This is a genomic window from Pseudoalteromonas agarivorans, from assembly GCF_024518735.1.
Lineage (GTDB): Bacteria > Pseudomonadota > Gammaproteobacteria > Enterobacterales > Alteromonadaceae > Pseudoalteromonas > Pseudoalteromonas atlantica.
On the sequence record NZ_JANIGJ010000005.1, the window covers coordinates 45,598 to 71,015 of the forward strand.

General features: G+C 42.8%; 17 protein-coding genes and 1 riboswitch. Of the genes, 5 read left to right on the top strand and 12 right to left on the bottom strand.

The window, feature by feature from the left end:
* Positions 1–2 precede the first annotated feature (2 nt).
* From uca to NQT65_RS10440, 10 genes are all read right to left on the bottom strand, one after another.
* Positions 3–3,605, bottom strand: coding sequence for an urea carboxylase (uca, locus tag NQT65_RS10395; protein ID WP_256851140.1), 3,603 nt, complete (start codon positions 3,603–3,605; stop codon positions 3–5).
* Positions 3,606–3,710: 105 nt separating this feature from the next.
* On the bottom strand, positions 3,711–4,349 hold the full coding sequence (locus NQT65_RS10400) for an urea amidolyase associated protein UAAP2 (RefSeq protein WP_138684867.1): 639 nt from the start codon (positions 4,347–4,349) through the stop codon (positions 3,711–3,713).
* A gap of 2 nt (positions 4,350–4,351) precedes the next feature.
* Positions 4,352–5,071 carry an urea amidolyase associated protein UAAP1 gene (locus tag NQT65_RS10405; protein ID WP_031289807.1) on the bottom strand — a complete coding sequence of 240 codons (720 nt, stop codon included), beginning with the start codon at positions 5,069–5,071 and terminating at the stop codon, positions 4,352–4,354.
* On the bottom strand, positions 5,068–5,847 hold the full coding sequence (locus NQT65_RS10410) for an ABC transporter ATP-binding protein (RefSeq protein WP_024033241.1): 780 nt from the start codon (positions 5,845–5,847) through the stop codon (positions 5,068–5,070). The genes NQT65_RS10405 and NQT65_RS10410 overlap by 4 nt, the downstream gene beginning before the upstream one ends.
* Entirely contained in the window at positions 5,844–6,611 is a 768-nt protein-coding gene (locus tag NQT65_RS10415) for an ABC transporter permease (protein WP_256845456.1), read from the bottom strand. Before NQT65_RS10415 ends, NQT65_RS10410 begins: the two co-directional genes overlap by 4 nt.
* A 69-nt stretch (positions 6,612–6,680) precedes the next feature.
* Positions 6,681–7,715, bottom strand: a complete 1,035-nt coding sequence (locus NQT65_RS10420) for a putative urea ABC transporter substrate-binding protein (protein WP_024033239.1) — start codon at positions 7,713–7,715, stop codon at positions 6,681–6,683.
* Between the two features lie 56 nt (positions 7,716–7,771).
* A riboswitch (guanidine-I (ykkC/yxkD leader) is annotated at positions 7,772–7,935 on the bottom strand.
* A 235-nt stretch (positions 7,936–8,170) separates the two neighbouring features.
* Positions 8,171–9,238, bottom strand: a complete 1,068-nt coding sequence (locus tag NQT65_RS10425) for a cytochrome-c peroxidase (protein ID WP_256851141.1) — start codon at positions 9,236–9,238, stop codon at positions 8,171–8,173.
* Positions 9,231–11,909 (bottom strand): TonB-dependent receptor, encoded by a 2,679-nt coding sequence (locus tag NQT65_RS10430; RefSeq protein ID WP_256851142.1) that lies wholly within the window; start codon positions 11,907–11,909, stop codon positions 9,231–9,233. Before NQT65_RS10430 ends, NQT65_RS10425 begins: the two co-directional genes overlap by 8 nt.
* A gap of 16 nt (positions 11,910–11,925) precedes the next feature.
* A complete protein-coding gene (locus NQT65_RS10435) occupies positions 11,926–14,670 on the bottom strand; it encodes an Ig-like domain-containing protein (protein WP_256851143.1) in 2,745 nt (914 codons plus the stop codon).
* 195 nt (positions 14,671–14,865) lie between these two features.
* Entirely contained in the window at positions 14,866–15,519 is a 654-nt protein-coding gene (locus NQT65_RS10440) for a hypothetical protein (protein ID WP_256851144.1), read from the bottom strand.
* A gap of 192 nt (positions 15,520–15,711) precedes the next feature.
* Here NQT65_RS10440 and NQT65_RS10445 point away from each other — a divergent pair, with 192 nt between their 5' ends.
* Genes NQT65_RS10445 through NQT65_RS10465 form a run of 5 tightly spaced genes read left to right on the top strand, consistent with a single transcriptional unit; the run spans position 15,712 to position 23,366 of the window.
* Positions 15,712–17,073 (top strand): TolC family protein, encoded by a 1,362-nt coding sequence (locus NQT65_RS10445; protein WP_256851145.1) that lies wholly within the window; start codon positions 15,712–15,714, stop codon positions 17,071–17,073.
* Positions 17,070–18,215: an efflux RND transporter periplasmic adaptor subunit gene (locus NQT65_RS10450; protein ID WP_004588879.1), complete on the top strand. Its 1,146-nt coding sequence runs from the start codon at positions 17,070–17,072 to the stop codon at positions 18,213–18,215. Before NQT65_RS10445 ends, NQT65_RS10450 begins: the two co-directional genes overlap by 4 nt.
* Positions 18,215–21,400, top strand: coding sequence for an efflux RND transporter permease subunit (locus NQT65_RS10455; RefSeq protein WP_256851146.1), 3,186 nt, complete (start codon positions 18,215–18,217; stop codon positions 21,398–21,400). The genes NQT65_RS10450 and NQT65_RS10455 overlap by 1 nt, the downstream gene beginning before the upstream one ends.
* Positions 21,400–22,083: a response regulator transcription factor gene (locus NQT65_RS10460; RefSeq protein WP_029772931.1), complete on the top strand. Its 684-nt coding sequence runs from the start codon at positions 21,400–21,402 to the stop codon at positions 22,081–22,083. The genes NQT65_RS10455 and NQT65_RS10460 overlap by 1 nt, the downstream gene beginning before the upstream one ends.
* Positions 22,080–23,366, top strand: a complete 1,287-nt coding sequence (locus NQT65_RS10465) for a sensor histidine kinase (protein ID WP_256851147.1) — start codon at positions 22,080–22,082, stop codon at positions 23,364–23,366. Before NQT65_RS10460 ends, NQT65_RS10465 begins: the two co-directional genes overlap by 4 nt.
* Before the next feature lie 104 nt (positions 23,367–23,470).
* Here NQT65_RS10465 and NQT65_RS10470 read toward each other — a convergent pair whose 3' ends face one another.
* Positions 23,471–24,418 (bottom strand): alpha/beta hydrolase, encoded by a 948-nt coding sequence (locus NQT65_RS10470; RefSeq protein ID WP_256851148.1) that lies wholly within the window; start codon positions 24,416–24,418, stop codon positions 23,471–23,473.
* Between the two features lie 107 nt (positions 24,419–24,525).
* Complete coding sequence (locus NQT65_RS10475) at positions 24,526–25,383, bottom strand: MBL fold metallo-hydrolase (protein ID WP_029772934.1); 858 nt, start codon at positions 25,381–25,383, stop codon at positions 24,526–24,528.
* Positions 25,384–25,418 lie beyond the last annotated feature (35 nt).

Here is a 25,418-nt window from a genome sequence, read left to right on the forward strand (position 1 = left end):
CATTACCCCTGTAAAATCATTAAAGCTTGGCCTGCATGAACTTGTTGGCCTTCTTTTACTAAAACCTGTACTACCTTTGCACTTTCGCTGGTGGTTAAATCAATTTCCATTTTCATAGACTCTAAAATCACCATAGACTCGTTAGCGTCAACTGCTTGGTTTTGCTCGGCATTTATTTTCCACACACTGCCTGCGGCCGTGGCCTCCATTAAGTACTGCCCAGGCGCGAGTTTAATTTGTTCACCTTGCTCGGTTTCGCTTTCTTCAAATTTATAATTTAATTGGCCTGTACGTTTCCACTGTTCCATTTCTTCGGCAAAAGCTTGCTCACGCTGCTGGGTAAATGTATTTATATTTTTTTGGTTTTGTTGCCACTGCTTTTGTAGTTCAGGCATAGAGACAACAGCTTGTTCTATTTTTGGTTGCCATTTACCTAACACAAAGTCTTCTCTAGTTTGCATTAGCTCTTCATGGCTTACAGGGTAGTATTTTATTTGATCAAAAAAGCGTAGTAACCAAGGTTTGTTAAACACATCAGTTTTACGATAGCGGTTCCACATTTGTACTGTGCGCCCCACAAACTGATAGCCACCTGGGCCTTCCATGCCATAAATACACATGTAAGCTCCACCAATCCCCACGGAGTTTTCGGCGGTCCACGTGCGAGCAGGGTTATATTTTGTTGTAACCAAGCGATGGCAATGATCTAGCGGCGTAGCTACAGGTGCACCCAAGTAAACATCGCCTAAGCCCAGCACTAAGTAGTTTGCGTTAAAAACAATGTTTTTTACTTCCTCAATGCTATTTAAGCCATTAATACGCTTTATAAATTCAAGGTTAGAAGGGCACCAAGGCGCATCTTTTCTAACTGATTGATGGTACTTATCAATTGCTTCTTGGCAGGCTTTGTCGTTCCAACTTAGTGGTAAATGTACAACACGCGATTCAAAGCTCAGCTGACGAGTGTCACCCAAGTTTAGGTCGAGCTGTTTAATGGTGTTTACCAAACTCTGTACTTCAATAGATTGATTATCGTAATGTATTTGCAAAGAGCGGATACCAGGTGTGAGCTCTAGTACCCCATTTAACTGCACGTTTTGTAATGCCTCAAGAAGTGCTTGTACGCGGGCGCGTAGGTTTAAATCTAAAATAAGCTCGCCGTATTCAGCAAGTAAAAACTTATCGCCTGCTTGGCGAAATACTAAATCGGGCTCGCCATCATCGGTTACTAAGGTATCTATTATTGGGGAGCTTGGCTCACAGGTTTGATAATTACACTCAACACGCTCTAGGCTGGCTAATTGCGAGTTTTGTGCTGTTTCGATAAGTTGTGCATTAATGTTATCAACCACTTCAAAACGCAGTGAATCACCCGCTTTTAGTTGGCCGAGCTTCCATAAATCGGCACTAATTACGGTAAACGGGCAAACAAACCCGCCTAAGCTCGGGCCATCGGGGCCTAAAATTACCGGCATGTCGCCTGTAAAGTCGACTGTGCCAAACGCATAGGCATTATCGTGAATATTAGAAGGATGCAGGCCTGCTTCGCCGCCGGTTTCGCGTGCCCAATCTGGCTTAGGACCTATTAAACGAATACCTGTACGGCTTGAGTTGTAGTGAATTTTCCACTGATGCGCGTGTATGGTTTTAATGTCATCTTTAGTAAAAAAGTCTGGCGCACCATGGGGGCCGTACATTACTCGCAACGTCCAATCGTTTGTAACAGGAGTAACAACGTGCTCGTTTAAGCTGGCTAACGGTTGTGCTTGTATAAATGTTGGTAACGATAAAAAGTCGCCCATGCGCAGGGCTCTGCCGCAGTGTCCACCAAATTGCCCTAACGTAAACGTACTTTTGCTACCTAAATAATCAGGGCATTGAATACCGCCGCTAAATGCTAAATAAGCACGGGCGCCAGCTTGCGTTACGTTGCCAGTTTTTAGTACTTGCCCCGCTTTAATATTAATTATTTGGTTACATTGCTGGGCTTTCTCGTCAAGCCACAGCTCAATAGGCGCACCGGTAATAGCTACTTGGCAGTCTTGGTAAAATTTAAGGCTTGGCCCTTGTAATGTAATTTCTAAACCGGCTGCGTCAGCAGGGTTATTTAATAAGCGGTTAGCAAGTTTAAATGAGTAAAAATCAAAAGGGCCTGAGGGCGGCACACCAATATCCCAATAACCAGTACGGGCAGGGTAGTCCTGAATGGTGGTCATAGTGCCAGCTTTTAGCACTTCGAACCCTGCAAAATGAGCTTTAAAATCATTTAAAGTGCGGGTAAAAATACAGCCTTGTACAAACTCCTGATGAGCTAAAATTTGTTGCACGTAACTTATATTGGTTGTTACACCATATACTTTTGAATTATTAAGAGCAGAGTTTAGTTGCTCAATGGCTTGCTCGCGGGTATCTGCATGAACAATCACTTTAGCCAGCATAGGATCAAAAAAAGGTGAAACGGTTAATCCGGCTTCTATCCAGCTATCTACACGTACATTATCCGTGGGCCACTGTACTTGGGTGAGTAACCCCGCTGAAGGTTGAAAGTTTTTAGCTGGGTTTTCGGCGTAAATACGCGCCTGAATAGCATGCCCTGTAGGTTTAATACTATCTAAAGCGGATAAATCTAACGCTGTATTTTTTATTGATTCGCTATAGGCTATTTTTAGCATCCAGCTTACTAAGTCTACGTTATAACACGCCTCTGTAACGCCATGCTCAACCTGTAAGCGGGTGTTTACTTCTAAAAAGTAAAAATGGTCGTGGTCGTTATCGTAAATAAATTCAACGGTTCCTGCGTTCAAATAGTCAATTGACGCCATTAAGTTTTTAGCTGTGTCTAGCATTGCTTGACGTGTGCTTGCTGGCAGGTTTGGTGCCGGTGTTTCTTCAACTACTTTTTGATTACGACGTTGGCTTGAGCAATCTCGCTCGCCAAGTGTCACTACTTCACCAAAGCCGTTACCTAATACTTGCACTTCGATGTGGCGGGCTTTTTCTACAAATTTTTCAACAAATACACCGTCGTTTGAAAAGTTTTGTGCGCCTAAATGTTTTACGTTTACAAAAGCTTTTTCTAACTCGCTTTGAGAATCGCAGCGCTGCATGCCAATACCGCCACCACCCGCGGTGCTTTTAAGCATAACTGGATAACCAATTTTTGCTGAAAAAGCAGTTAACTCGTCTAAGTCGCTAATTAAACCACTACCAGGGACTAGCGGTACATTTGCTTGCTCGGCTATATCACGCGCTTGGTGTTTAAGCCCAAACTCAATCATTTGCTTAGCGCGAGGGCCAATAAAGCTAATGCCATGTTGTTTTAGTTTTTCTGAAAAATCGGCATTTTCGCTTAAAAAGCCATAACCTGGGTGTATTGCTTGTGCACCGGTTTGCTTGGCTATATCAATAATTTTTTGCTGGTTTAGGTAGGTCTCGCTTGCGCCGCCTTCACCTAAGCTGTAAGCCTCATCGGCTTCGCGTACGTGTAATGACTCTTTGTCGGCTTGCGAATATAAGGCAATACTTTTAATGCCAAGCTTTTTAAGGGTACGAATAATTCTGCAGGCTATAGCGCCTCGGTTAGCTATTAGAACGGTATTAAACATAATTTTTACTCGTTTTCGCGGGTCGTCCCGCAGCAAATTTGTAAAAGTGATTGGGTCGTCCCAAACACATGCCTTGCGGCTAATTAATTAAATAGTTGATATAAGTTATTGCCAAATAAGCACTTCAACGGGGGTTGGGTTATAAGCGTTACAGGGATTATTAAGCTGTGGGCAATTGGAAATAAGCACAATGCAATCCATCAGCGCTTCAAGCTCTACGTATTTTCCTGCGCCACTTATGCCATCGGCAAAGGTTAGTTTTCCGTCGTTGGTTACAGGTACATTCATAAAAAAATTAATATTGTGGGTTATGTCTTTTTTACTTAAACCAAGCTCTGGTTGTTCGTTGATTGCTAATAACCAGCTATCGCGGCATGCATGCATGGTTTTTTTATCAAGAGAGTATCGCACTGTATTACTTTCACACGAACACGCCCCACCAACGGTATCGTGTCGACCACATGTATCGGCAACAATTTTAAGCATAGGATTACATTCATCTGATAGTAGTACGGTACCTGTTGTTAAATACACATTACCTTGTTCACGAATTGTATCGGTAGCGCTGTAACGCTCACTTGGTTTGTTCGCATTATAAAAAAGCGTATCGGCGGCTTGGTTACCTTCTAAGTCTAAAATGCGTATGGTTTCGCCTTTTTTGACCACATGTAAGTAATAGTCGCCGGCATCAACAACTTGGCGATTAATAGCGTCTTGTTCTAGTAGTTGGCTTGTGGTGATCATTATTAAACTCCTTCTAACCCTAAGTGATAAATTCGGTTGTTTTCGTAGCCGCGCTGGTTTTCGCTACAGCTGTTTTTACATTCATCGTCATCGCTTACAGGTTCTGATGGCAGTATTTGATACTCAATTTCAAATTGCGGATATTCGCTGGCGCTATCAAGCGGATGAGGGCAGGTGTGAAACAGCACTAACGTGTCCATTTCAAAGCGTAGTTCTATATAATCGCCGGCTTTTGAATGCCCACTTTGATAGTTTAAGTCGCCGCTATCACTGGCAATTACTTTGCTAAATAGATTCAGGTTAGCGGCTAGGTCTTGTTTAGTTAGTCCGTATTTAGCCGCTTCAACTAAAAATGCATCTAAGCCATTTTGCTTGAAGTTATTACGTTCGTTTTGGTAGTCGCGCTTGCCCCATTTTTTTTCAACTGATTGAGCGTTACTGTTGCCGCTTAAGGTATCGTGCCAACCGAGCGTGTCGTCGGTAATCGCGCAAAAAACACGTGCCATATCTGAATATAAACAATGGCCTTGGGTTAATTTAAAGGTGTGTTGGCACTTTAGAGTGTCGGGAGCGTTGTAGCGCTCGAGTAAATTTTCGGGGTTGTAAAACAACATCCCTACATTTGCGCCACCAGTTTTATCAATTAACCGTAAGCTAGTACCGCGACGCATACGCATAGACCAGTGTTTACCTGAGGTTAAAGTATCTTGATACAAAATCATGCAGTGACTTCCTTTTTTGTAAATTGCTGAGCAAGTGAGTGGTTTTGAGCTTTGGTTTCGCTATTAAGCGGTAAATCGTAAGTAATTTGTGCTCCATACGCGTTAGGTGCTTGTGGGTCATGGCGTACTTTGTCAAATACCCATAAACGAGAACCCAGCTCAAAGCCTTCTTGAATGTCATGAGTAACCATAAATATGGTGAGGTTGTTTTCTTTCCATACTTTACGAATAAGCTGGTGCATGTCTTTTCGAATACCGGGGTCTAGTGCACCAAAGGGCTCATCGAGCAAGAGTATTTTTGGGGATTTCATTAATGCTTGGGCAATAGCCAAGCGCTGCTGCATGCCGCCCGATAATTCGTGTGGGTATTTATTAATAGCATGAGATAAACCTACTGCTTCCATAAATTTAAGCGCTTTTTGTTTTATCTCGCGTTTTTGTTTGCCAAAGCAGCGTCCTAAAAAACGACTGGCAGAAAACTCATCGGCAATCATTACGTTTTGCAAAGCAGTTAAATGCGAGAATACAGAGTACTTTTGAAATACAATGCCGCGCTCTTCACTTGGCTCGCTAGAAATAGGTTTGCCGTCTAAAAGTATTTCGCCTCGTGTTGCTTGCTCACTGCCCAATATCATTTTAAGCAGGGTGGTTTTACCGCACCCAGAAGCGCCCACCATAGAAACAAATTCACCTTGCTCTACGTTAAGCTGTAAACGCTCTAATATTTGTACATCAGCAAACGATTTCCACACTTTGTTTATTTGTAATAGGCTCATTTTCCAGCCTCCTGATGGTGATACCAAGGGAAGCAAAGTGATGATAATTTACGTAAGCTAAAGTCCATCAAAAAGGCAAGCGTAGTGATCCAAATTACATAAGGTAAAATGACATCCATCGACATATAGCGCCTTACTAAAAAGATGCGATAGCCCAGGCCTTCTTGCGCGGCGATGGCTTCAGCGGCAATTAAAAATAGCCATGCGGTGCCAAGCGATAAACGCACAGCAGCAATTAAGCGCGGCATTATTTGTGGTAAAACAACACGTATAGCAACCAGCCATGTGGAGGCGCCCAAGGTTTGGGCTTTTATTAAAATTTCGCTGGGTAATTGGCGAACATGGCCCTGAATATCGCGAATAATGACAGGGGCAGTGCCAATAATTATGAGCATTACTTTTGCAAGCTCTCCTAGGCCAAAACTAATAAATAAAATGGGTAAAATGGCCATTGGCGGTATAAGCGAGACAATAGTAATGAGCGGCGAAAAACCGGCTCTAAACAGCGGCAGCAGGCCCGATAACATGCCTATTAATAAACCTAGCCCCGCGCTAATTGTGATACCTAAACAAATACGATACACACTCGCAGCGGTGTCTTTCCAAAACAGGTAGTCGCCACTGCGTTTATCAGGGGTAAATGCAAAGCGCTCGACGGCATCGGCAATTTGCGTAAAGCTTGGCAGCAGTTTATCGTAAGGGTTAGCCTCAAGACGTTCGTTAGAAGCGCTAAAGTAAAGTAGCAACAAAATTACAAACGGCAAAAAAGCCAAAAATCCTTTCAGTGACCGCGAGGGTGCTAAGTTCATTAATTTTTTCATAGTGGGTTCGCTTTATAAGCTGTTGTTAACGGCCATTTCCATAAAGCTAGGGTCAAAACGCAGCTTTATATTTTGCGGGTTACCTACTACGCCGCTTGGAGTTTCAATGCCTATAAAGCCAGCGTCAGGTGCGCCATCTCCTAATAGGCCATGCTTAAATGAAAACTCAGCAACGTATTTCATGGTTTTGCCAAGGTGAGGGCTTTGCGTAAATTCCACCGCTTCTTTGGCTTTATAAAACATTTTGGTGCTGGCAAGTTGAGCTTGATAGCCCGCTAAATCAGTACCTGATGCTTCGGCCATGTGTGAAAGCGCATTTTGATCAGCACTCATTTTTTCCATGATCTCGTACCATGCGCCTACTAAGGCTTTACCTAGTTTTGGGTTTTCTTTTAAGGTTTGAGTGTTTACTACTAAAAGGTCGATGATTTCGCCAGGGATGTTTGATGAGTCGAATACTTTGCTAGCACTAGGTTGTTTTTCTATTTCAGAAAGTAGTGGGTTCCATGTAACAACAGAAGTTACATCTTCAGTTGTATAAGCGGCGACTAAGTCGGCATCTGAGGTATTAACTACATTTACGTCACGCTCTGTTAAACCAATCGAGTCTAAACCGCGTGCTAACAAATAATGAGATACGCTTAGCTCAACGAGGTTAATTGTTTGGCCTTTAATTTGTTTTAAATCGGTTTTATCTTTCAAAACGATACCGTCGTTACCATTTGAAAAGTCGCCAACAATAAGCGCGGTACTATCTACAAAGCTAGCTGCCGGAATTGTTAACGCATCCATGTTGGTCATGGTGCATGCATCAAACTGGCCTGAGGTATATTGGTTAATCGATTCGATGTAATCGTTAATTTGTACTACATCAATTTCAATATCGTATTTATCGGCCCATTTTTTTACTATGCCTGAGCTGTCGCCATACTCCCATGGCATCCAGCCTACATAGATTGACCAACAAACAGAAAATTTATCTTTAGCGAGCGCATTTGAACTGCAGATTAAAGCGAGGACTAACGTAAGTGTTTTTATCGTTTTCATTTCGTATTCTCCAAGTTTTACACGGTTTTTGGGCGCAGGAGTTCCAAGCTAATTGAACCTCCCGGGCTTTTTTCCCGCCGTGTAACCCTTGCATACGCAAATATAAAAACTAAACACCTTTGGTGATTACTTGTTATATAGCTAGGTTGGCAACTCTCGGACCAGTCGTTCATTTTACTTCGTTAAGTACACATGAACCGGAACCCTAGTCGCCTGTTTAGCATTAAATTGTGCTGGTTCAAAAATCCTTGAACCCCTACACTTTTTAATAAGCATGAAGCTAGCCAATATTTAAATGTTAGTATAAGTCAATGAAATTAAAGTGCTAAATTTATTTTTGTGTTTTTTAAAATTATAAAATCGATGTGGAATGTTTTAATTTGGTGCGATATTTAAGTGCATTGAAATATATTGGTGCAATGGCACTACTGAATAAATTTACTCAGCAGTGCTTGTTATAATATGCGTAAAAATGCCACTAGGTCTGCTTGTTCTTGCTTGGTTAAATTAAGCTTTATAAGCAGGTCGGTGGTTTTAGGGAAGTGTGGTTCGTTTAGTTGGTTTTTTCGTGGTCTGGGCCTTACTCCTCCATGGTTATATAAGGCGACAATGCCGGCTAAATCGTCAAATAAGCCGTTATGCATCCACGGAAATGTTTGCATTAACCCTAATAGCGATGGGGTTCTAAATTGGCCAATATGCTCAGGGTTATGGGTGGCATCGTAGCGGCCTTTATCTTCAAAACGGCGGCCGTAATAATGCAGCCCTGTGCCATGGAATTGGTTGTCGCTGAGTAGTGCGCCGTTATGGCAAGTCATGCATTTAGCTTTAGTTCTAAATAGGTGCAGGCCATTTAACTCACTATCACTTAGACTACTAACTGCTTGTTGTGGATTTTTATTAAGCTGTGTTAAAAAAGTTTTATAGCGGCTATTTGGCGCTGCTAATGTGCGCTCAAACGCAACTAAGGCTTTTGCCATTTGATCGGTGGTTAACGTGCTGCTATTAAAAGCGCTTTTATTAAATGCACGGTAACTCTTATCTTTATTTACTCGGGCTAAGGCTATTTTTGGATCTAAGTCCATTTCAATCGGGTTTTCTATTGGCATAAGTGCTTGCTGCTCAGCGGTGCTTGCGCGTCCATCCCAAAAAAAATGTTGCCATTGATCAATACCAAAAATAGCGGGGGTGTTACGTGTGCCTACTTGCTCGTCAATGCCTATGGCAGTTGTACGGCCATCATGAAAGCCTTTATCGCGTTCATGGCAGGTAGCGCAGCTAACGGTATTATTACGTGAAAGCTGCACATCATGAAAAAGCTTATCGCCTAGTGCCACGTGCTCAGGTTTAGGCGATGCTACAGGCAAAAGCGACATGGGTTCAACGCTTCTTCCGTCACTGGTTTGAATAGCAGGCCAATGAGCTTGGCCTTTGCTATAAAGTGAGCGTAAATCGTTACTACTTGTTGATTTGGCGTTTAAGCTAAATGAGCACAGTAAAAAAATGCTTAATAACCTAATCATAGTTATAGCTAACTCCTACCCAAAACATACGCCCGGGCTCAATACCTGATGCTCCTTCGTTTACTGTGTAAGTGCGGGCATTTAATAAATTAGAAATATCCGCTCTTATGTCAATAGATTGGGTTTTTGTGAGGTTATGGCTATAGCGTAAACTTAGCCCTAGCATGGTTCTGGCGCGTATTTCTTGCTCTTCGTATACATCAACTAAGCTTGATTCTACAGGGCAACTTGTACAGCTTTGCTCAAGCCCAATACTTTCGCTAGCCCCGGTACTTACCGCGCTGGTGTAGCTGTCACTGTAGGTAACATTTAAGCCTGTACTAAATGAGCTGTTCCAATCAACATTCCAGCCAAGCGCACCTGACACTGGGGTGCCAAAGTTGGTACGTATTTGCTCTAGCTGCCCAAGCGTTACAAGCTCGCCTTCGCCTTGTGCATTGAGATAATAAACGAGTTCATCAAGGGGGGTATTTTCTGCGCTAGCGCTGTATTCGTCGTTTGAAACTTTGTTTTCAGCGTAGGAGGCATTGGCCCATAAAGAGTGTTTACCAAACTGTGCACTCCACGAGATAGAGTAGCGCTCTGAGCTGCCATCACCCTCGTTAGTCATATAAATGTATTTATAGCCATCACTAGCTGCTTCTTCATCGGTAACCTGAGAAAATTGCTGATGCTTTTTACGTTTTACATATTTGAGCGATATATTGCCTGCTTTTTCAAATGAATGCGCAATGCCTAATGCGAGTTCGTCATCGTAGGGGGTATTTACATCATCAAAGCGGTATTTAAACGCGCCGGTGTAGTTAGACGGTAGCCACCCTTGAAGGTAGCCGTTTTCAATTGGGCGGTACTCTCGGTATGAAAAACGCTGCTGCTCTTTTACTTTATAACCAATAATGGCTGAGTCGTAATAGCGGTTAACCCCTGCGCTAATAATAGTGCGGTTGTTGTTAAATACATCGTAACCAAGGGATAGACGTGGCGCAATATTGTGATTAGCTAAAAAGTCATCGTATTCGTAGCGCATACCTAAATTTAAGCTTAATTGCCCTAAGGTGATGCTATCTGTTGCATAAAACGAGGCGCGATTTAACGCTACATTTATATACTCTGCTGGGGTTACTAAGCGGCCATTAAAATACTGCGCGGTGGCTGTTACATTGTTGCTGTACGCTGTTATGTGATCTTGGTTGTTAAAATCAATTTCGCCCCCTAGCTGCGCTGCAAGTTCGTCAATAGATATAGTGGTTTCAAGCGCTTGGCAGTCAAGTGTGTAACCACTGCAATTAAGTGGTGTACTAGCGCTAGACCATATAATAGGGGAGTCGTAGCTGTAGCTATTTTGTATGCGTTCGCGCTCTACTTCTTGGCGAATAAGCTCTATACCGGCCTTAATATTATGCTCAGTACCTGCTAATTCAAATGAATTGAAATTTAGCGTGTTTTTCCAGCTGGTGGTGTATTGGGTGTTATCTAAAGCGCCATAGCCTCCTTGGCGAGAGTAGCGCGTTTGCGCATCGCCTTGGTCGGCATATTGTCCCCAATCTTTGCCTTTAGCTTGCAGCCAGTTATAAAAGTGCGCAGGGCCTTCTCGGCTGCTATCACTCATACTAAAATTAAGGTTGCTGCGCCAGGTTGCAAAATCAAAGTGCTGGGTAAGTGATGCGACCGCGCCTACAGCGCCGCCTTCTAAATGGAAGTCGCTGTCTTTGGCGTCGGTTATAAAGTCATCTACTTCGTAAGGTGAATACATTAGGGTTAAATCTAATGCGTCTACCCAGCCATTGCGATAACCATATTTAACAATGGCATTTATGTTTTTACGGCTTTGCGTTTTGACTTCCCCTAACGACAAATCGCTGATGTCGCTGGTTAAGTAACTAACACTCATCATTACGCCATGGCGCTTATTAATTTGTTTATTAGCACGCAGGTTATAGCTGATTTTTTCATACTTGGGCGTTTCAAGTGTGCTTTGATCAACATTTTGCTGAGAGCTGTCTTGATCGGCTTCTATAAAGTGATAACTCCCCCAGCTACTTTGATTACCCCGCACACCAAAGCTAAAACTGTCATTGGTAAATACGCTTTTGGTTTTACTATCAACAATGCCACCCGAAAAGCCACCAAACTCAGCCGGAATGTTATGGTCGTACACTGTGATTGATTCAACTACATCGGAGTTTACATTCATGCTTTGCACGCCGCCCGATACATCGTTTGATGAAGAGCTTAAGCGGCTACTGCTACCTGGATCTATGCGGTTATTGTAGTTTAGTCCATCTAATGAAAAGCCAGTTTGCCATGGCTGCGCGCCTGAGATTGATATTTCTGGTGCGCTGATTTCTGCCAAACTACCAATAGAGTAAGCCTCGTTGCTTAGCTGTACACCAGGGAGCAATGCAATAAGCTCGTTTATATCGCCGTTGCCTTTAGGTGTGGCATTTATAAAGTCACGATTTAAGTAAGAACGCCCAATAACTTCGGGTACTTCTATGCCTATGTACTGGCCTTTTACTTCAATGTGCTCAAGTGCTTCACAACGCTCTTTTTGCTCATTTTTAAGGCCGTTACATGGCTGTGTTTTTGGTTCGGTCTGCTGTTGCTGCTCTGCGGCGTATACACCCTGAGAAAGCAAAAGCAGACACGCGAGGGTAGTCGGTGTCTGCATTTATTACGGCTCTTAGTTAAATACCTAGTGGGGTAGTGTCTTCGCTATCAATTACGCCATCGTTATCGGCGTCTTGGTCGGCAATTAATCCAGCTAAGGCTATATCTTCATCGCTGGTGTTAGGTAAAAAGAAGTTAGGTAAGCCGTCGTGGTCAGTATCTACGCTGGCAATAGCTATGCCTTTAAAGTCATCACGAGAGGCGACTAAATTGGTCATGCCTATGTAAAGCTCAAGCTGATCGGCTTCGCCATTAACGCCATTATTTATTAAGCTTTGTGCTTTAGTGGTATCGTTAATTAGCGTAAAACTGTTTACTAAATCTTCCATGTTGTCGGCAATAATTGTATCGGCAAAGTTTAAAATAAGAGGCTCAAGCGTATTTAAAAGCGTGCTAGCTTGTGTTTTTGCATTGCTATAGTTTGCTGAAAAATCGCTAATATTCGCCGCGTTAGTGCCCATACTTGAAAGCATAGAATAACGTTCAAATTCACCTGTTTGAGCTTCTTCTAAGCCAATTACTTCGGCTTTAACAGCGGCTAAAATAGTTTCTAGCTGCTCGCTTGTTAATGCATTTAGCTCAGGGGTTATTTCAGTAATAGCATCATTTAAAGTGGTACTTGCCAGTGATGTTTGGTTTGCATTAACTAAGTAACCTAAGGTTTCTAAGCGGGCTTCAAACCTGTCTTCGGTATCTTCATCTAGGGCAATGTAGCTAAGTAGTTGATTGTGTACACCAGCTACTTGCTCCGATAAGCCGCCTTTAATAAGCGATACTATTACTTGATTATGAGCTGTAATTGATGAGGTATTACTTAGCGTACGTATATCGCCTGCATTGAGCGTATTAAGCATGGTTAAGCACTTATTAGCGGCATTTACTGTATCACCACCGACTTGCGCAGTTAAATCAACTAACAATTTACAGCCCTTGGAACCGGTTAAAAGCGTGGTTGATGATTCTTTGCTTATGTAGTCATCCGAGGCTATAAAGTCGCCAGCATAGGTAAATACTTGCTGTGCTAGGTCGTTTCTGCCAGCTTCACTTAAAATTAGGCCTGTGCCAGGGACGTTATCAAGCGATGTTAGCGCTCTAAAAAATTCGTTGTAATCACCATTTTCAGTAAAAAAGCTGCGAGCTTGAGCTGCAGCACTCGTTATATCTTCACCACTAAGCAGGCGATTAGCTATATTAAAACCATACACTTGCTCTTGCGCGTTGTTTATATCGGTTTCGCTGTCTGATAGCGTTATTGCTGGGTTTTCGTCGCTTTGGTAAAGGCCTTCAATTAAGCCTGCTAAAAATTGAATAGGGTAAGTGTAGTTATCTAAAGTAGCGGCGCTATAAGGCGATGCAGAGTAAGCGTAGTTACTATCAAAACCCGTTGAACCATACATGGCAAGTACTTGGTTGGTATAGTCTTTTGCCGCTTCAAATTCACCAGATCTATAAAGGTATTGCGCAGCCCATGCACCATGTAGCGTTTTGTATTGCTCGTATGGTTGGCCTTCGTATTCGCCGCTACGTACTAGCCTGTAACCTGTTTTTACTGCAAGTTGCGCGTAGTTATTAGCAAGCAATTTGGCTTGCGTTAAATCGCTTTCATCTAGGCTTTGCGCATAGCTTTGTAGGGCGTCATCTATTGATAAGCGTACGCCATTTAAAAAGTAGCCATAGCTTGAGGTGTATTCGTCTTCGCGTACTTGCTCTGCGTATAATGAAATTGTATTTAACAAATTACTTGCTTGCGAAACTTGATCAGCAGCTAAATAGCTTTTTACTAAAGAATAAAGCGCTGATGCGTCTGATGAGGCAATGTTATCAAAGCCTTTATCAGCTAAGTATTGGTTGTAGGCCGCCACCGCTTGGTCACGGTAATCGTTTGCTTGTTCTGTTTGGCCTATTTCGTCTAGTGCTTGTGCCACATCTTTTAGTGCTGAAGAACGCGCTGTTTGCTCGTTTATAAGCGCTAAATAGTCGTTAGCAGTATCTAAAAATCCTGCACGTGCATAGGCCGCAGCTTGGGTTGCGTATACCTCATATCGAGAAAGTTCATCGGCAATATTTGCGCTTAACTCGTCGGCTTGTTTTAAGTGCGACAGACTAGAACTGTAATAATAATTAAGTTTATCTTCGTTAGTTACATAAGACGGGCTTAGTGAAATAATTGCAGTTAACGGCTCGCTAATTAGGCCATCTGTGTAGCTAATTTCAAATTGCTCATCAATACTGCTTAGAGATTGAGCCTCATAGGTAAATTCACCCGTGGTGCTATTTATGCTCATTACGCCATTACTTGGTGGTGTTATTAAGCTAATAGTTACGGTGTCGCCATCTAAGTCTTGTGTAGTAATAACCCCTTGAGTGGTGGTTGAAGAGGTAACAAATACATTAGTAGTTAGTAGCTGCGGGGCATCATTAACATTTTCTACGCTAAAACGTATCACTACATTTGCCGTTAAGCTGCCATCGCTTGCGCTAATGGTTGCTGTGTCTTCTCCAAAATAATTACTAAATGGTGTGTAGGTAAATTCACCGTTTGCTTCAACTGCTATGATGCCATTGCTTGGTGCATTAGCAAGCGTATAGCTTAAGGCCTCGTCGTCGGTGGCTGTTACTTGGCCTGAAAAAGTGGTGTCTTCGTTTACAGTAAAACTTAAATTAGGTTGAGAAAACTGTGGAGCAGTATTACCCGAGCCACCGCCACAACCTGCCAACGCAAGCGCGCATAATATTGGGGTAAATTTAATTAGCTTGTTCATTATTGTTAATATTAAAAGTTAATGATGTTGCGAATGATAACGCATATCAATTAGATTTTAAAGCGTGTAAAGTATTTGTCATATTAATAGTGAGTATCCACAAAGTACTTATAAGGCAGCTAAAACACAAAACCCTGCTATTAACAGGGCTTTATTGTGAGTAAAAATGAGATTAGTAAAGTGGGGGTATGGTTATTAGTTTAAGTCGCTAATAATAAGCAGCGGAAAATTTTTAACTGAACGAGGTTGCCAATTATTATAGCTAATATTGCTAATTCCAAAATAGTTAAGCACCTTAGGTGAGTACGTCCAGCCACGCGCACGTTGCTTTATGGCGGCACTGCGTAAACTGGGTTTTAGCCCTACTGTGAGTAGGTCGTGATTTACATTTAGCTTTGTGTAAAAGGCTTTTTCGCGCAAGCTCGCTTTAGCAATTACCTCATCGTAATGGGCGCGTAATGTCTGCCACTTTTGGCTTTTTTGTGGCTCTTTTAAATGCTTTACCATGGCATCAATATCACTATCTAACCACTTAGCTGAGGCTGCACCCCCATGCCAGCCAATAATCGTATTGGGCTCAATTGTAGTAGGGTGCCCAGCAAGCAACACATAATTAGCACACGACGAAAAGCAAAACTGCTTTATGTTTACCGTTAGCTTATGCGCCAAAATTAATTCGGCTAAGTCCATCCCTAAATCTATGTTTCCGCCGCCGCTGGTAATCGTAAATGTATTAATTGTAGGGGTAGTTTTTAAAAGCTCAGCTGCCGTATTGTTATTTTGTTTGTTGATTTGGCCACTGTATATAATGGTTTTATCACTTAAGGTTACTTGAGCCTGCAATAACATGGGGAGTATTAAAAAAAGGGTAAAAATTAATTTATGCATATGAGTTTTAAGTGAGTATTTTTGCCAAAGGCTACGTAATTTGGCTAAACGAGGCAAATACTAATTTGTCTAAAGTAAGTTAACCCCTTTTAACCCATCCTTAACCCTTGCCCTAATACACTGTGTGTAATGATGTAAATTAGGCACAGTTAAATGGTTTATTTTAAAAAGCGCTCAACGGTTTTATTGCTTGCACTTAGCTGCACGCTTGCTGCGTGTAGTAGCCAGCCAAGCTATACAGGTAATAGCACCGAGCAATCGCTAAAGCAGCATGCAAATTGGCAATACACACAAGATGATGCAACCGAGGTAAGTTATATCACTGATTTAGTGAATATAGCGGGGCTTGATTCGCTTATTAACCAAGCCGTTGCAAATAACCCTTCATTTAACCAAGTGCATGTGGCGCTAAAACTTGCTTATGCACAGCGCGATGTTACCGCAGCAAGCCAGTGGTTTAGTGTAGATGCCGATTTTGACGCTCAGCGCAATGAAACAACTGGTACACAGTACAGCTCATCACTAGGGGTTAGCTGGGAGGCCGACGTATGGCAAAAAATTGCTGATAACGTAGCCGCGCAAGACATGACCATAGCTAGTAATCAGGCCACTTACCAAGGCGCTAAAGACACCTTAGTAGCCAGCGTGATGCGCACGTATTTAAACATTATTTTGCAGCAAGATTTACTTAACATAGAGCAGCAGCGCTTAACGGTTTTAGAAAATAACGAGCAAAGCATTGTTGAGCGTTACCAATACGGCTTAGGTGATTTAGAAGCCCTTGATACCGCGCGTACAAATACCGCCTCTACCCGAGCCACTATTGCCGATTATCAAGAACAAATAGCGCAAGCTAAACGTGCTTTAGTATTATTAGTGGGCGTTGATAAACTTGAAAACTTACCTACTACTTCTGTTTTACCTGAGGTTATTGAGCCGCTAAGCGCGCTACCAGAGCAAGATTTAGCGCGTCGCCCCGATTTACAAAGTGCCTATTACAATATTCAATCTAAACGTTATTTAGTGGATGTAGCTTACAAAGATTTACTGCCAAGCATTACGCTTTCGGCATCGCTTAGCGATTTAGCAGCTACACCCAGCCAAGCATTATTAACCAGCCCAGTTTGGAACTTATTAGGCAGTTTAAGTGCGCCATTGTTTCAAGGCGGGGCACTTCGTGCACAAGTTGATATTGCAAAATTAAATGCCGAACAGGCGTTTTGGGAATACCAAGACACGCTACTTAGCGCCGTAAACGAAGTAGAAAACGCACTAGGTCAAGAGCAATCATTAACACAGCAGCAGCTACAAATTAGTAAAGCACTTGCCAGTGCTAAGCGCAGTTATAGCAACTACCAAAGCAAATACCAGCAAGGTTTGGTTGATATTTTAGACCTACTCACTGTGCAGCAGCAGGTGTACGACCTACAAGCTCAGCTTAGCCAAATAAATTACACCCTTTTAACTAACCGTATAGATTTAGGCCTTGCCTTGGGCCTTGGAGTATCGTCATGAAAATTTCGCCAGTACCTGTTGTTGTAACTCTTGTTGCCATTGTTTGTATAGGGCTTGCTATTTCATATAACGGCCAAAAAATGGCGCAGCAAGCAAATGGCCCAAAGCCTGAGCCGGCTAAATCTGTGGCACCCAATGTATCGGTTATTAACGCTGTGCCAAGTACGTATCAAGCCTATGTTAGTGGCCACGGTGAGGCTAAAGCGCACTGGGCACTTAGCTTAAAAGCACAAGTTAAGGGCGAAATAACCAATATGAGCGAGCAATTTGCTACCGGTAATGTAGTTAAAAAAGGCCAAGTGCTTGCACAAATAGATAACACCGAATACTTACAAGCAGTCGCGAGCGCTAAAGCCACATTGGCAGATGCCAAACTTGCCCTACAAGAAGAGCAAGACTTAGGAAACCAAGCAAAGCGTGAATGGCAGCGCTCGGGTGTAACACAAGCACCAAGCTCGCCTTTAGTATTTAGAACGCTACAGCTAGAAGCCGCCCAAGCAACGGCCGATAACGCCCAATACGCACTCCAAACTGCGCAGCGTGATGAAAAAAACACCCATATAAGTGCGCCGTTTGATGCTGTTATTTTATCGCGCGATGTAGATTTAGGCACTTACGTAAGCATCGGCGATACACTGGCTACATTAAACAGCACCGACAAAGTAGAAATTAGCGTACCGCTTTCATTAAGCCAATGGCAAAACCTGGCAAGCGATAAGTCGGGCGAGGTTATTTTAAGTGATGTAACAACACAGAATCAGTGGCAAGGTTACATTGCTCGTTTTGAGCAGCATCTTGACGATAGCTCTCGCCAGCGCAGTGTAGTGGTTGCGCTAGACAAACCTTTTGAGCAAGCAACACCATTGCTACCAGGTACATTTTTAGCGGTACAAATTGCCGGCAAAGCGCTTAACAACGTAATTAAATTACCCGCCTCAGCAGTATCGCAAGAAGGCTTAATTTGGTACGTAAACGAGCAAAACACGCTAATGAGCATTCAAGCGCAAAAACTATTTGAGCGCGGTGATTACGTTTATATCTCTCCAATTGAAGGACACACTAATTTACGTGTGGTGGCTCGCCCACTCGTAAGCTACTTAAACGATATGTTAGTAAACCCAATTGTTGAGGAGATGCCATAATGAGCCCGCATCAAGCACCGCAATTACCTAATAATACTAACCCTTTGCACGGCATTATTAGCTGGTTTGCTAACAACTCAGTGGCCGCCAATTTATTACTCATTAGCGTAATCGTAATGGGTATAATGTCGCTTTCTACTTTGCGTAAAGAGGCGTTTCCAAGCCTTGAGCCAGATACTATTTCGGTATCGGTGGTTTACGACAGTGGCGATGCCTTACAAGCAGAAGAAGGCATCGCCCTAAAAGTAGAAGAAGCCCTTGAAACCGTACCGGGTATTAAGCGCATTACCTCTACATCTGATGCCAGCGGCAGCCATGTAAGCATTGAGAAAAAAACCGATTACTCGCTTGATGAGCTACTCACCGATGTTAAAAACCAAGTTGATGCCATAAATAACTTTCCGGCAGATGCCGAAGAGCCGGTGATCGACAAAGCGCGCAGGCAAGATCACGCATTAACCTTACAATTGTTTGGTGATGCCGACCGCCATACGTTGCAAAACCTAGGTGAAAAACTAAAAGCCGATTTATTAGCTAAATCAGGCATTAGCGATGTAGAGCAATCGGGCGTGCTTGACCCTATGATGTCGGTAGAAACCGACGAAGGCAAACTACAAGCCTACGGCTTAACTATTAGTGATGTAAGTGAGGTGATTAACAACGAATCATCGAGCCCGCTTTCTACTAGTTTGCGCGATAGCAATAAAATTATGCGCCTAAAAGCGGCAGACCAAGCTTATTGGCAGCGCGACTTTGCCAATATTGTGTTACTTACAACGCAATCAGGCACACAAATTAAATTGGGTGATGTAGCAACCGTTACCGACACATTCGCAGAAGATACCAACTCACTAAGTCGTTATAACCAACAAAATGCCGTAGGCATTGAAATTTTAATGGATGAAAATAGCGATATAACCACCATAGTTGAGCAAGCACAAAGCGTAATTGATACATGGCACGAGCGCGGCTTATTACCGCAAAATGTAGAGCTTGAAAGCTGGCACGACAAAAGCACTATGATCACCGAGCGCCTATCGTTGCTTACTAAAAATGCCGTAACCGGTATTATTATGGTGTTTGTTATTTTAGCGATATTTTTAAATGTACGCGTTGCACTATGGGTTGCAGGTGGCTTGCCATTTGTTTTTTTTGGCACACTGTACTTTATGACCGACAGCTACACTGCGCTGACCATAAATGAAATGACCACCTTTGGTTTTATTATGGCACTGGGGATCGTGGTCGACGATGCCGTGGTTGTAGGGGAGAGTATTTACACCACTCGCAAAAAACACGGCGACACCCTTAATAACACGATTTTAGGCACCATGAAGGTGGCTGTACCTACCATATTTGGCGTATTAACCACGGTAGCTGCGTTTGTTGCGCTTTCGAATGTATCTGGCAACTTAGGTAAAATTTACTCACAGTTTGCGACCGTAGTGACGATTTGTTTACTGCTTTCGGTTGTTGAATCAAAACTTATTTTACCGTCGCATTTAGCCCACGTAAGCACTAAACGTCAGTTAAAGTCGGGTCTTAGTGGCTTGTGGTCAAAGGTGCAGCATGGCGCCGACAGCGGCCTAACTTGGTTTAGCGATAAAGTGTACCGCCGCGTTATTGAATACTCGTTACGCTTTAGGTACGCCATTGTTGCTGCATTTGTGGCCTTTTTTATTCTGGTTGTTGGTATGCCTATGACCGGCGCAGTAAAAGTAGGTTTTTTCCCAAGTATTGCCGGCGACACCGTAACCGCTGAGCTTGTTATGCAAAACGATGCAGCGTATGGGCAAACTAATAAAAACTTGTTAGCGCTTGAGCAAAGTGCACTACAAGCCCAGCAAAATTTAATGGATAAGTTTGACTCGCAAGAGAGCGAAATAACGAGCTTACAATTAGTGAGCAGTAGCGATACTAGCGGTACGGTAAGTGTTGAGCTATTAAACGAGGGCGACTTTACTGCAAGCGAATTTGCACAAGAATGGCAGCGCCTTGCCGGTATGCCAGAGGGCAGCAAAAAGCTACAAGTATTGGCTACACGTAAAATGGTCGATAACTTTAAAGTGGAGCTAAAAGCCTGGGATGACGAAACCGTAATGGCCGCTGGTGCACTGTTTAAAGAGCGCTTACAAAATACCGCTGGTGTTAATGGCATAGACGATAATTTAAACCCAGGTCAGCCACAGCTTAAATTTACCTTAAATGCACAAGGGCGCGCTTTAGGTATGGATACGGCGAGCCTATCAGAGCAGGTTTTACAAGCTTTTGGTGGAGCAATTGTACAGCGTTACCAGCGCGATAAAGACGAAGTAAAAGTACGTGTGCGTTACCCAGAAAACGCCCGTAAAACACCAGCCGATATAATGCAATCGCGTATTAGGTTACCCGATGGCACCGTAGTACCTTTGGTTAACGTAGCCAATATAAGTAGCGAATATCAGCAAGATGAAATAACCCGCATTGACGGCCTACGTGCAATTTACTTAAGCGCTCAAGTAGATAAAAACATTGTGGCATCTAACGAATTAGTTGCTAACTTAAGCCGCGATTTAGTACCTGAGCTTAACGCGCAATTTCCTAACTTAAGTATTCATTTTGCCGGAGAAGCCGAAGAGCAAGACGAAACAACAGGCTCAATGGCCACTATGTTTATAGCCGCGTTATTAGTTATTTACGTATTGCTGGCGATTCCGCTTAAATCGTACATTCAACCTATGTTGATTATGGTGGCGATTCCCTTTGGTATTGTGGGGGCTATTTTAGGCCATTGGTGGAACGACTTAACCATCAGCATACTTTCTTTAAATGGTATTTTGGCGCTCAGTGGGGTCGTTGTAAACGACAGCCTATTATTGGTATCGCGCTTTAACGAGCTGGTAAAAGATGAAGGCATGAGCACGCACGATGCCATTGTAGAGTCGTGTACAAGCCGCCTACGCGCGGTAATGCTTACCTCAATTACCACCTATGCGGGCTTAGTGCCGTTATTAAGCGAAACCTCAATGCAGGCACAGTTTTTAATCCCTGCTGCGGCATCACTTGGTTATGGTATTTTGTTTGCCACGGTGATTACATTAATCCTTATTCCGGCATTATTAATGATTCAAATAGACATTAAGCGCTTACTTGCCAATGTGTTAGACTTTTTAAGTGGTAAACGCACCCAAGGAGCTACCTCTTAATGATAAACGTACTACTGGTGGAAGACGACATAGACCTGGCAACAACAATTGTTGATTACCTCGATATAGAAGACATTGAGTGTGACCATGCAAGCAACGGCGTTTTGGGCTTAAATTTACTGCAAATTAATGATTATCAAATGATTATTTTAGATGTCAATATGCCCAAAATGGACGGCTTAACAATGTGCAAAACATTGCGTGAACAAGGTAAAGATATTCCGGTATTAATGTTGACCGCACGCGATAGCCTCGATAATAAACTTGAGGGCTTTGCCGCCGGTAGCGACGACTATTTAGTAAAACCCTTTGCCATGAAAGAGCTAGTAGCGCGGGTACAAGTGCTGGCAAAGCGCAAAAGTGGTGAGGCCAAACGCCTCACCTTAGCTAATTTAAATTTAGATTTAGCAAAGCGCAGTGCCGATGTAGAGGGGCAAACATTAAAGTTATCGCCCATTGCATTTAAATTGCTAGAAACCTTAGTACGCCATGCGCCGCAGCCTGTTACGCGCAGTAGCATTATGCAAGCTATATGGGGCGAAGAGCAGCCCGACAGCAACAGTTTAAAAGTGCATGTGCATCATTTGCGTAAGCAATTAGAAGCAACCACACACCAAGTTACACTTGAAACCATTCCTAGTGTGGGCTTTGCAATAACAGCAAATGAAGGGCAACCACAATGAAAATAAGGCCTAGTTTAAGGCTCTACTTTTTTGCCAGTATGGTGGTGCTTAGCTCTGCTATGGCCATTGGCTTTTCGTTTTTAAGTGTAAATTACTTTATTGATGGGCTAGATAAAGGCTTAAACGGGGTGATGTTAAAGCTTTCGCAAACCACAGAAGTAAAGCCAGGGGAAACAAAAGAGCTGGTGGGCTTTAATATAGCAAGCCGCTGGGAAGACATGCCTGCGTCAATTCAGCAGCGTTTTAAAAAACCAACAGAGGTGGGGTTTTTACATAAAACAAAAGACAGGCCATCGATGTTTTCTATGCCGCAAAATTTATTTTTTGTGGTGTATTATCCAAGCCCCGAAGGCGAGCCGCGTTATATATCGCGCATTATGCTCGAAAAAGACAAACCCCAATTGCTCGCTAATATAGAGCCCGAACAACGCATGCTTTGGATTGCCATTACAGGCATTGCTGCCATTGTGTTATTTGCGTTTTTTTTGTTTATGGTAATGAAAAAAATAGCCAAGCCAGTGGAGTCGTTAAGGGGTTGGGCTAAATCGTTAAACCAAACTAATCTGCAGCAAACACCGCCCGATTTTACATATAACGAACTAAACACTTTAGCCACATTAATACGCAGCAGCTTGCTTTCGGCAAATGAAAGCGTAGAGCGCGAGCAGCGCTTTTTAAGCTATGCCAGCCACGAGCTGCGTACGCCAATTTCGGTTATTCGCAGTAACGTTGAGTTACTCAATCGGCTGAGCGAAAAAGCCCCGCTAAGTGATAAACAACAGCTTACACTTGAGCGTATAGAGCGTGCCGGTTTAACCATGAGTGATTTAACCGATACGTTATTATGGCTAAGCCGCAACGAAGATCAGCAAAGTAGTCCAGAACCGCTAAACCTTAGTGATAAAATAACGACCCTGAGTAACGAGCTTAATTACCTGCTTAATGCTAAGCACGTTGAGGTGGTTTTAAACACCCAGCAAGAGAGCGTTATTACCACCGATGCTACTGCGTGCCACATTGTACTGACTAATTTAATTCGTAATGCCTACCAACATACCCAATTTGGCCAAGTACACATTACGCAGCAAGGCAGTAAAGTCACTATTGTTAATTGTAGTAAGCAGGACGATGCCCCTAAAGCGAGCGAGCCTTCAGCAAAACACGCCAGCATAGGGTACGGACTAGGCCTGCAATTAAGCGAAAAAATAATAAAACGCCACGGCTGGGTTTACGATGTAAACGACATGCCAGGGCGCTATGAAGTGGTGGTCGATTTTAGTTAGTTATTAGGTTAATTAGGTTTAAAAGTCTATTAAAAAAGCGGCTTAACGTAGTAAACGTTAAGCCGCTTTTTTGTGATTACTGATAGGATAATACTTGTAAATGATTACTCGGCTGCAGCTTGTTTGGTTTTTCTAAACATAAACTCAAGGGGAATGTGTAAGCGTTTTGCCCACGCGTTTTCGGTGTGATCTTCCCCCGGGAAATACTGGCTTTGCCATAGCTTTGCTGGGTATTGTTGCGCCATAAATAAATCATCAATTTGCGCTTGTAGCTTAGGGTACATGGCATCTAAAGTGCTGTCGCCATAATCAAAATACACTTTTTGGTTACTCAGCTTTTCGATGTTGTTGGCAATGTAATTTTTAAACTCGGCAAATACTTCGTCGTCGTGGCTAAAAATACCCGGCCAGTGGGTCGACATACAAATAGCACCTGCAAATTCGTTAGGGTAATTAAGTAGTGTATACCACGATATAAGCCCACCCATGCTAGAGCCACCAATATAGCGGTGCCGCGCGCCTTTATTTACGTTGTAGTTAGACTCTATGTAAGGAATAACTTCTTTAACTAAAAAGCGTGAGTAGTTATCTGAGTAAACCTTAGAGGCAAATAATTTGTGGCCTGGGTATTTTTCTAACTGGTATAGGGCGTTTTGCTTTTGCTTGCTTAAGGCCTCAAACGGTTGCTGTGGGTAGTATTCGCTGTGGCGGTTTTCAACGGCGTTTGGAATGCCTACCACAATAAATGGGCGTACTTTGCCTTGCTCTATTAATGAGCCGGCTACTTCATCTACGCGCCATTCTTGCTTGTTCCATGTGCTATTGGCATCAAACAGCATGCGGCCATCGTGCATGTAAAGTACATCGTAGGTGGTGTTTTTGTTGTAACCTGGCGGTAGCCATACATTTAAAAAACGGTTTTTTACAAACTGTGATTCTATATTGTCGATCACCTCAATATGGCCCTTGCTTACTTGCACTGTGGGCGTATTTGCATAGCTGGTATGCACTACAAATATTGATAAGCTAAACAGTAAAGCAACTAATTTCATGGTGGCGCCTTAGCATACAAAAAGTGCACTATCACAAGCTTGCGTTGTTAATTCAATGTGAATACGTATGCACTTGTATTTAAGCTATAAATGCATACACATACAATTTATAAATCGCTGCGCCAGCCCATGCCCGACTCTTCCATAAGGCGCTCGTATACGCCCTCAATATTAAGTGGCAGCCATGCTTTATATTGCTTTAAATCTGAAAATTCATCGAGCTTAACGTTTTGTTTTATTTGCTCTAGGCTTTGCCCTGCAAGTGCGCCTGCGGTTACTTGGCTGTAAAGCTTCTCTATATAGCGTAAGTAACGTGCTACATCGGCTTTATTACCCATATCGGCATGGCCGCCCACAAAGGTATTAAAGTCGTAATTTAATACCGCTTGGGTTGAATTAATCATACCTTGAATATCGTAGCTCCACAGTTTTTGCCATGGCATTCTGCCAATGACTATCCAGTCGACCACAAAGAGTGTTTTTTGTTTTTCGAACAGCATACTTACTGAGCCTCGGCCATCGTTAGGGCCGTGGTAGTTAAGTTTTAAGGTTGAGCCGCCAAGGCTAAGTATTAGTTCATCATCAAAAGTAAGGTTAGGCATAACCGTTTTTATTTTCGTGTTTTTAATATCTTGCGCGGTAAGTTTGTGCGCAACAAAGGTTGTGTGCGGGCTTTTAAATACCTCTGCGCCGTAAATATGGTCGCTGTGATTATGGCTGTATACAACGTATTTAACGGGTACGTTATAGCGAGTTTTAATTTGCTCCTTTAACCACGTGGCAGCTTTTTTATTTAGTGGGTCGGTAACTATTGCACCTTGTGGAGTGATTAAAAATACCGAGCGGTGTCTGTCGTCAATAAAGCGGTGGAGGCCATCGCCTAAATCTTCAATTTCGTAACTTTGCGCCATAAAACCTGTAAATAGTAGGCTGGTGGCAAGTAGTGTTTGTAATAAGCGAAGCATGCACAATCCTGTTTAATGTTCTAAGGGTCTGTTGA

What these genes read in the sequence shown, in the direction of transcription:
- uca (WP_256851140.1), bottom strand. Translation starts at nt 3,605, where the DNA reads ATGTTTAATACCGTTCTAATAGCTAACCGAGGCGCTATAGCCTGCAGA.
- NQT65_RS10400 (WP_138684867.1), bottom strand. Translation starts at nt 4,349, where the DNA reads ATGATCACCACAAGCCAACTACTAGAACAAGACGCTATTAATCGCCAA.
- NQT65_RS10405 (WP_031289807.1), bottom strand. Translation starts at nt 5,071, where the DNA reads ATGATTTTGTATCAAGATACTTTAACCTCAGGTAAACACTGGTCTATG.
- NQT65_RS10410 (WP_024033241.1), bottom strand. Translation starts at nt 5,847, where the DNA reads ATGAGCCTATTACAAATAAACAAAGTGTGGAAATCGTTTGCTGATGTA.
- NQT65_RS10420 (WP_024033239.1), bottom strand. Translation starts at nt 7,715, where the DNA reads ATGAAAACGATAAAAACACTTACGTTAGTCCTCGCTTTAATCTGCAGT.
- NQT65_RS10425 (WP_256851141.1), bottom strand. Translation starts at nt 9,238, where the DNA reads ATGATTAGGTTATTAAGCATTTTTTTACTGTGCTCATTTAGCTTAAAC.
- NQT65_RS10430 (WP_256851142.1), bottom strand. Translation starts at nt 11,909, where the DNA reads ATGCAGACACCGACTACCCTCGCGTGTCTGCTTTTGCTTTCTCAGGGT.
- NQT65_RS10435 (WP_256851143.1), bottom strand. Translation starts at nt 14,670, where the DNA reads ATGAACAAGCTAATTAAATTTACCCCAATATTATGCGCGCTTGCGTTG.
- NQT65_RS10440 (WP_256851144.1), bottom strand. Translation starts at nt 15,519, where the DNA reads ATGTTATTGCAGGCTCAAGTAACCTTAAGTGATAAAACCATTATATAC.
- NQT65_RS10445 (WP_256851145.1), top strand. Translation starts at nt 15,712, where the DNA reads ATGGTTTATTTTAAAAAGCGCTCAACGGTTTTATTGCTTGCACTTAGC.
- NQT65_RS10450 (WP_004588879.1), top strand. Translation starts at nt 17,070, where the DNA reads ATGAAAATTTCGCCAGTACCTGTTGTTGTAACTCTTGTTGCCATTGTT.
- NQT65_RS10455 (WP_256851146.1), top strand. Translation starts at nt 18,215, where the DNA reads ATGAGCCCGCATCAAGCACCGCAATTACCTAATAATACTAACCCTTTG.
- NQT65_RS10460 (WP_029772931.1), top strand. Translation starts at nt 21,400, where the DNA reads ATGATAAACGTACTACTGGTGGAAGACGACATAGACCTGGCAACAACA.
- NQT65_RS10465 (WP_256851147.1), top strand. Translation starts at nt 22,080, where the DNA reads ATGAAAATAAGGCCTAGTTTAAGGCTCTACTTTTTTGCCAGTATGGTG.
- NQT65_RS10470 (WP_256851148.1), bottom strand. Translation starts at nt 24,418, where the DNA reads ATGAAATTAGTTGCTTTACTGTTTAGCTTATCAATATTTGTAGTGCAT.
- NQT65_RS10475 (WP_029772934.1), bottom strand. Translation starts at nt 25,383, where the DNA reads ATGCTTCGCTTATTACAAACACTACTTGCCACCAGCCTACTATTTACA.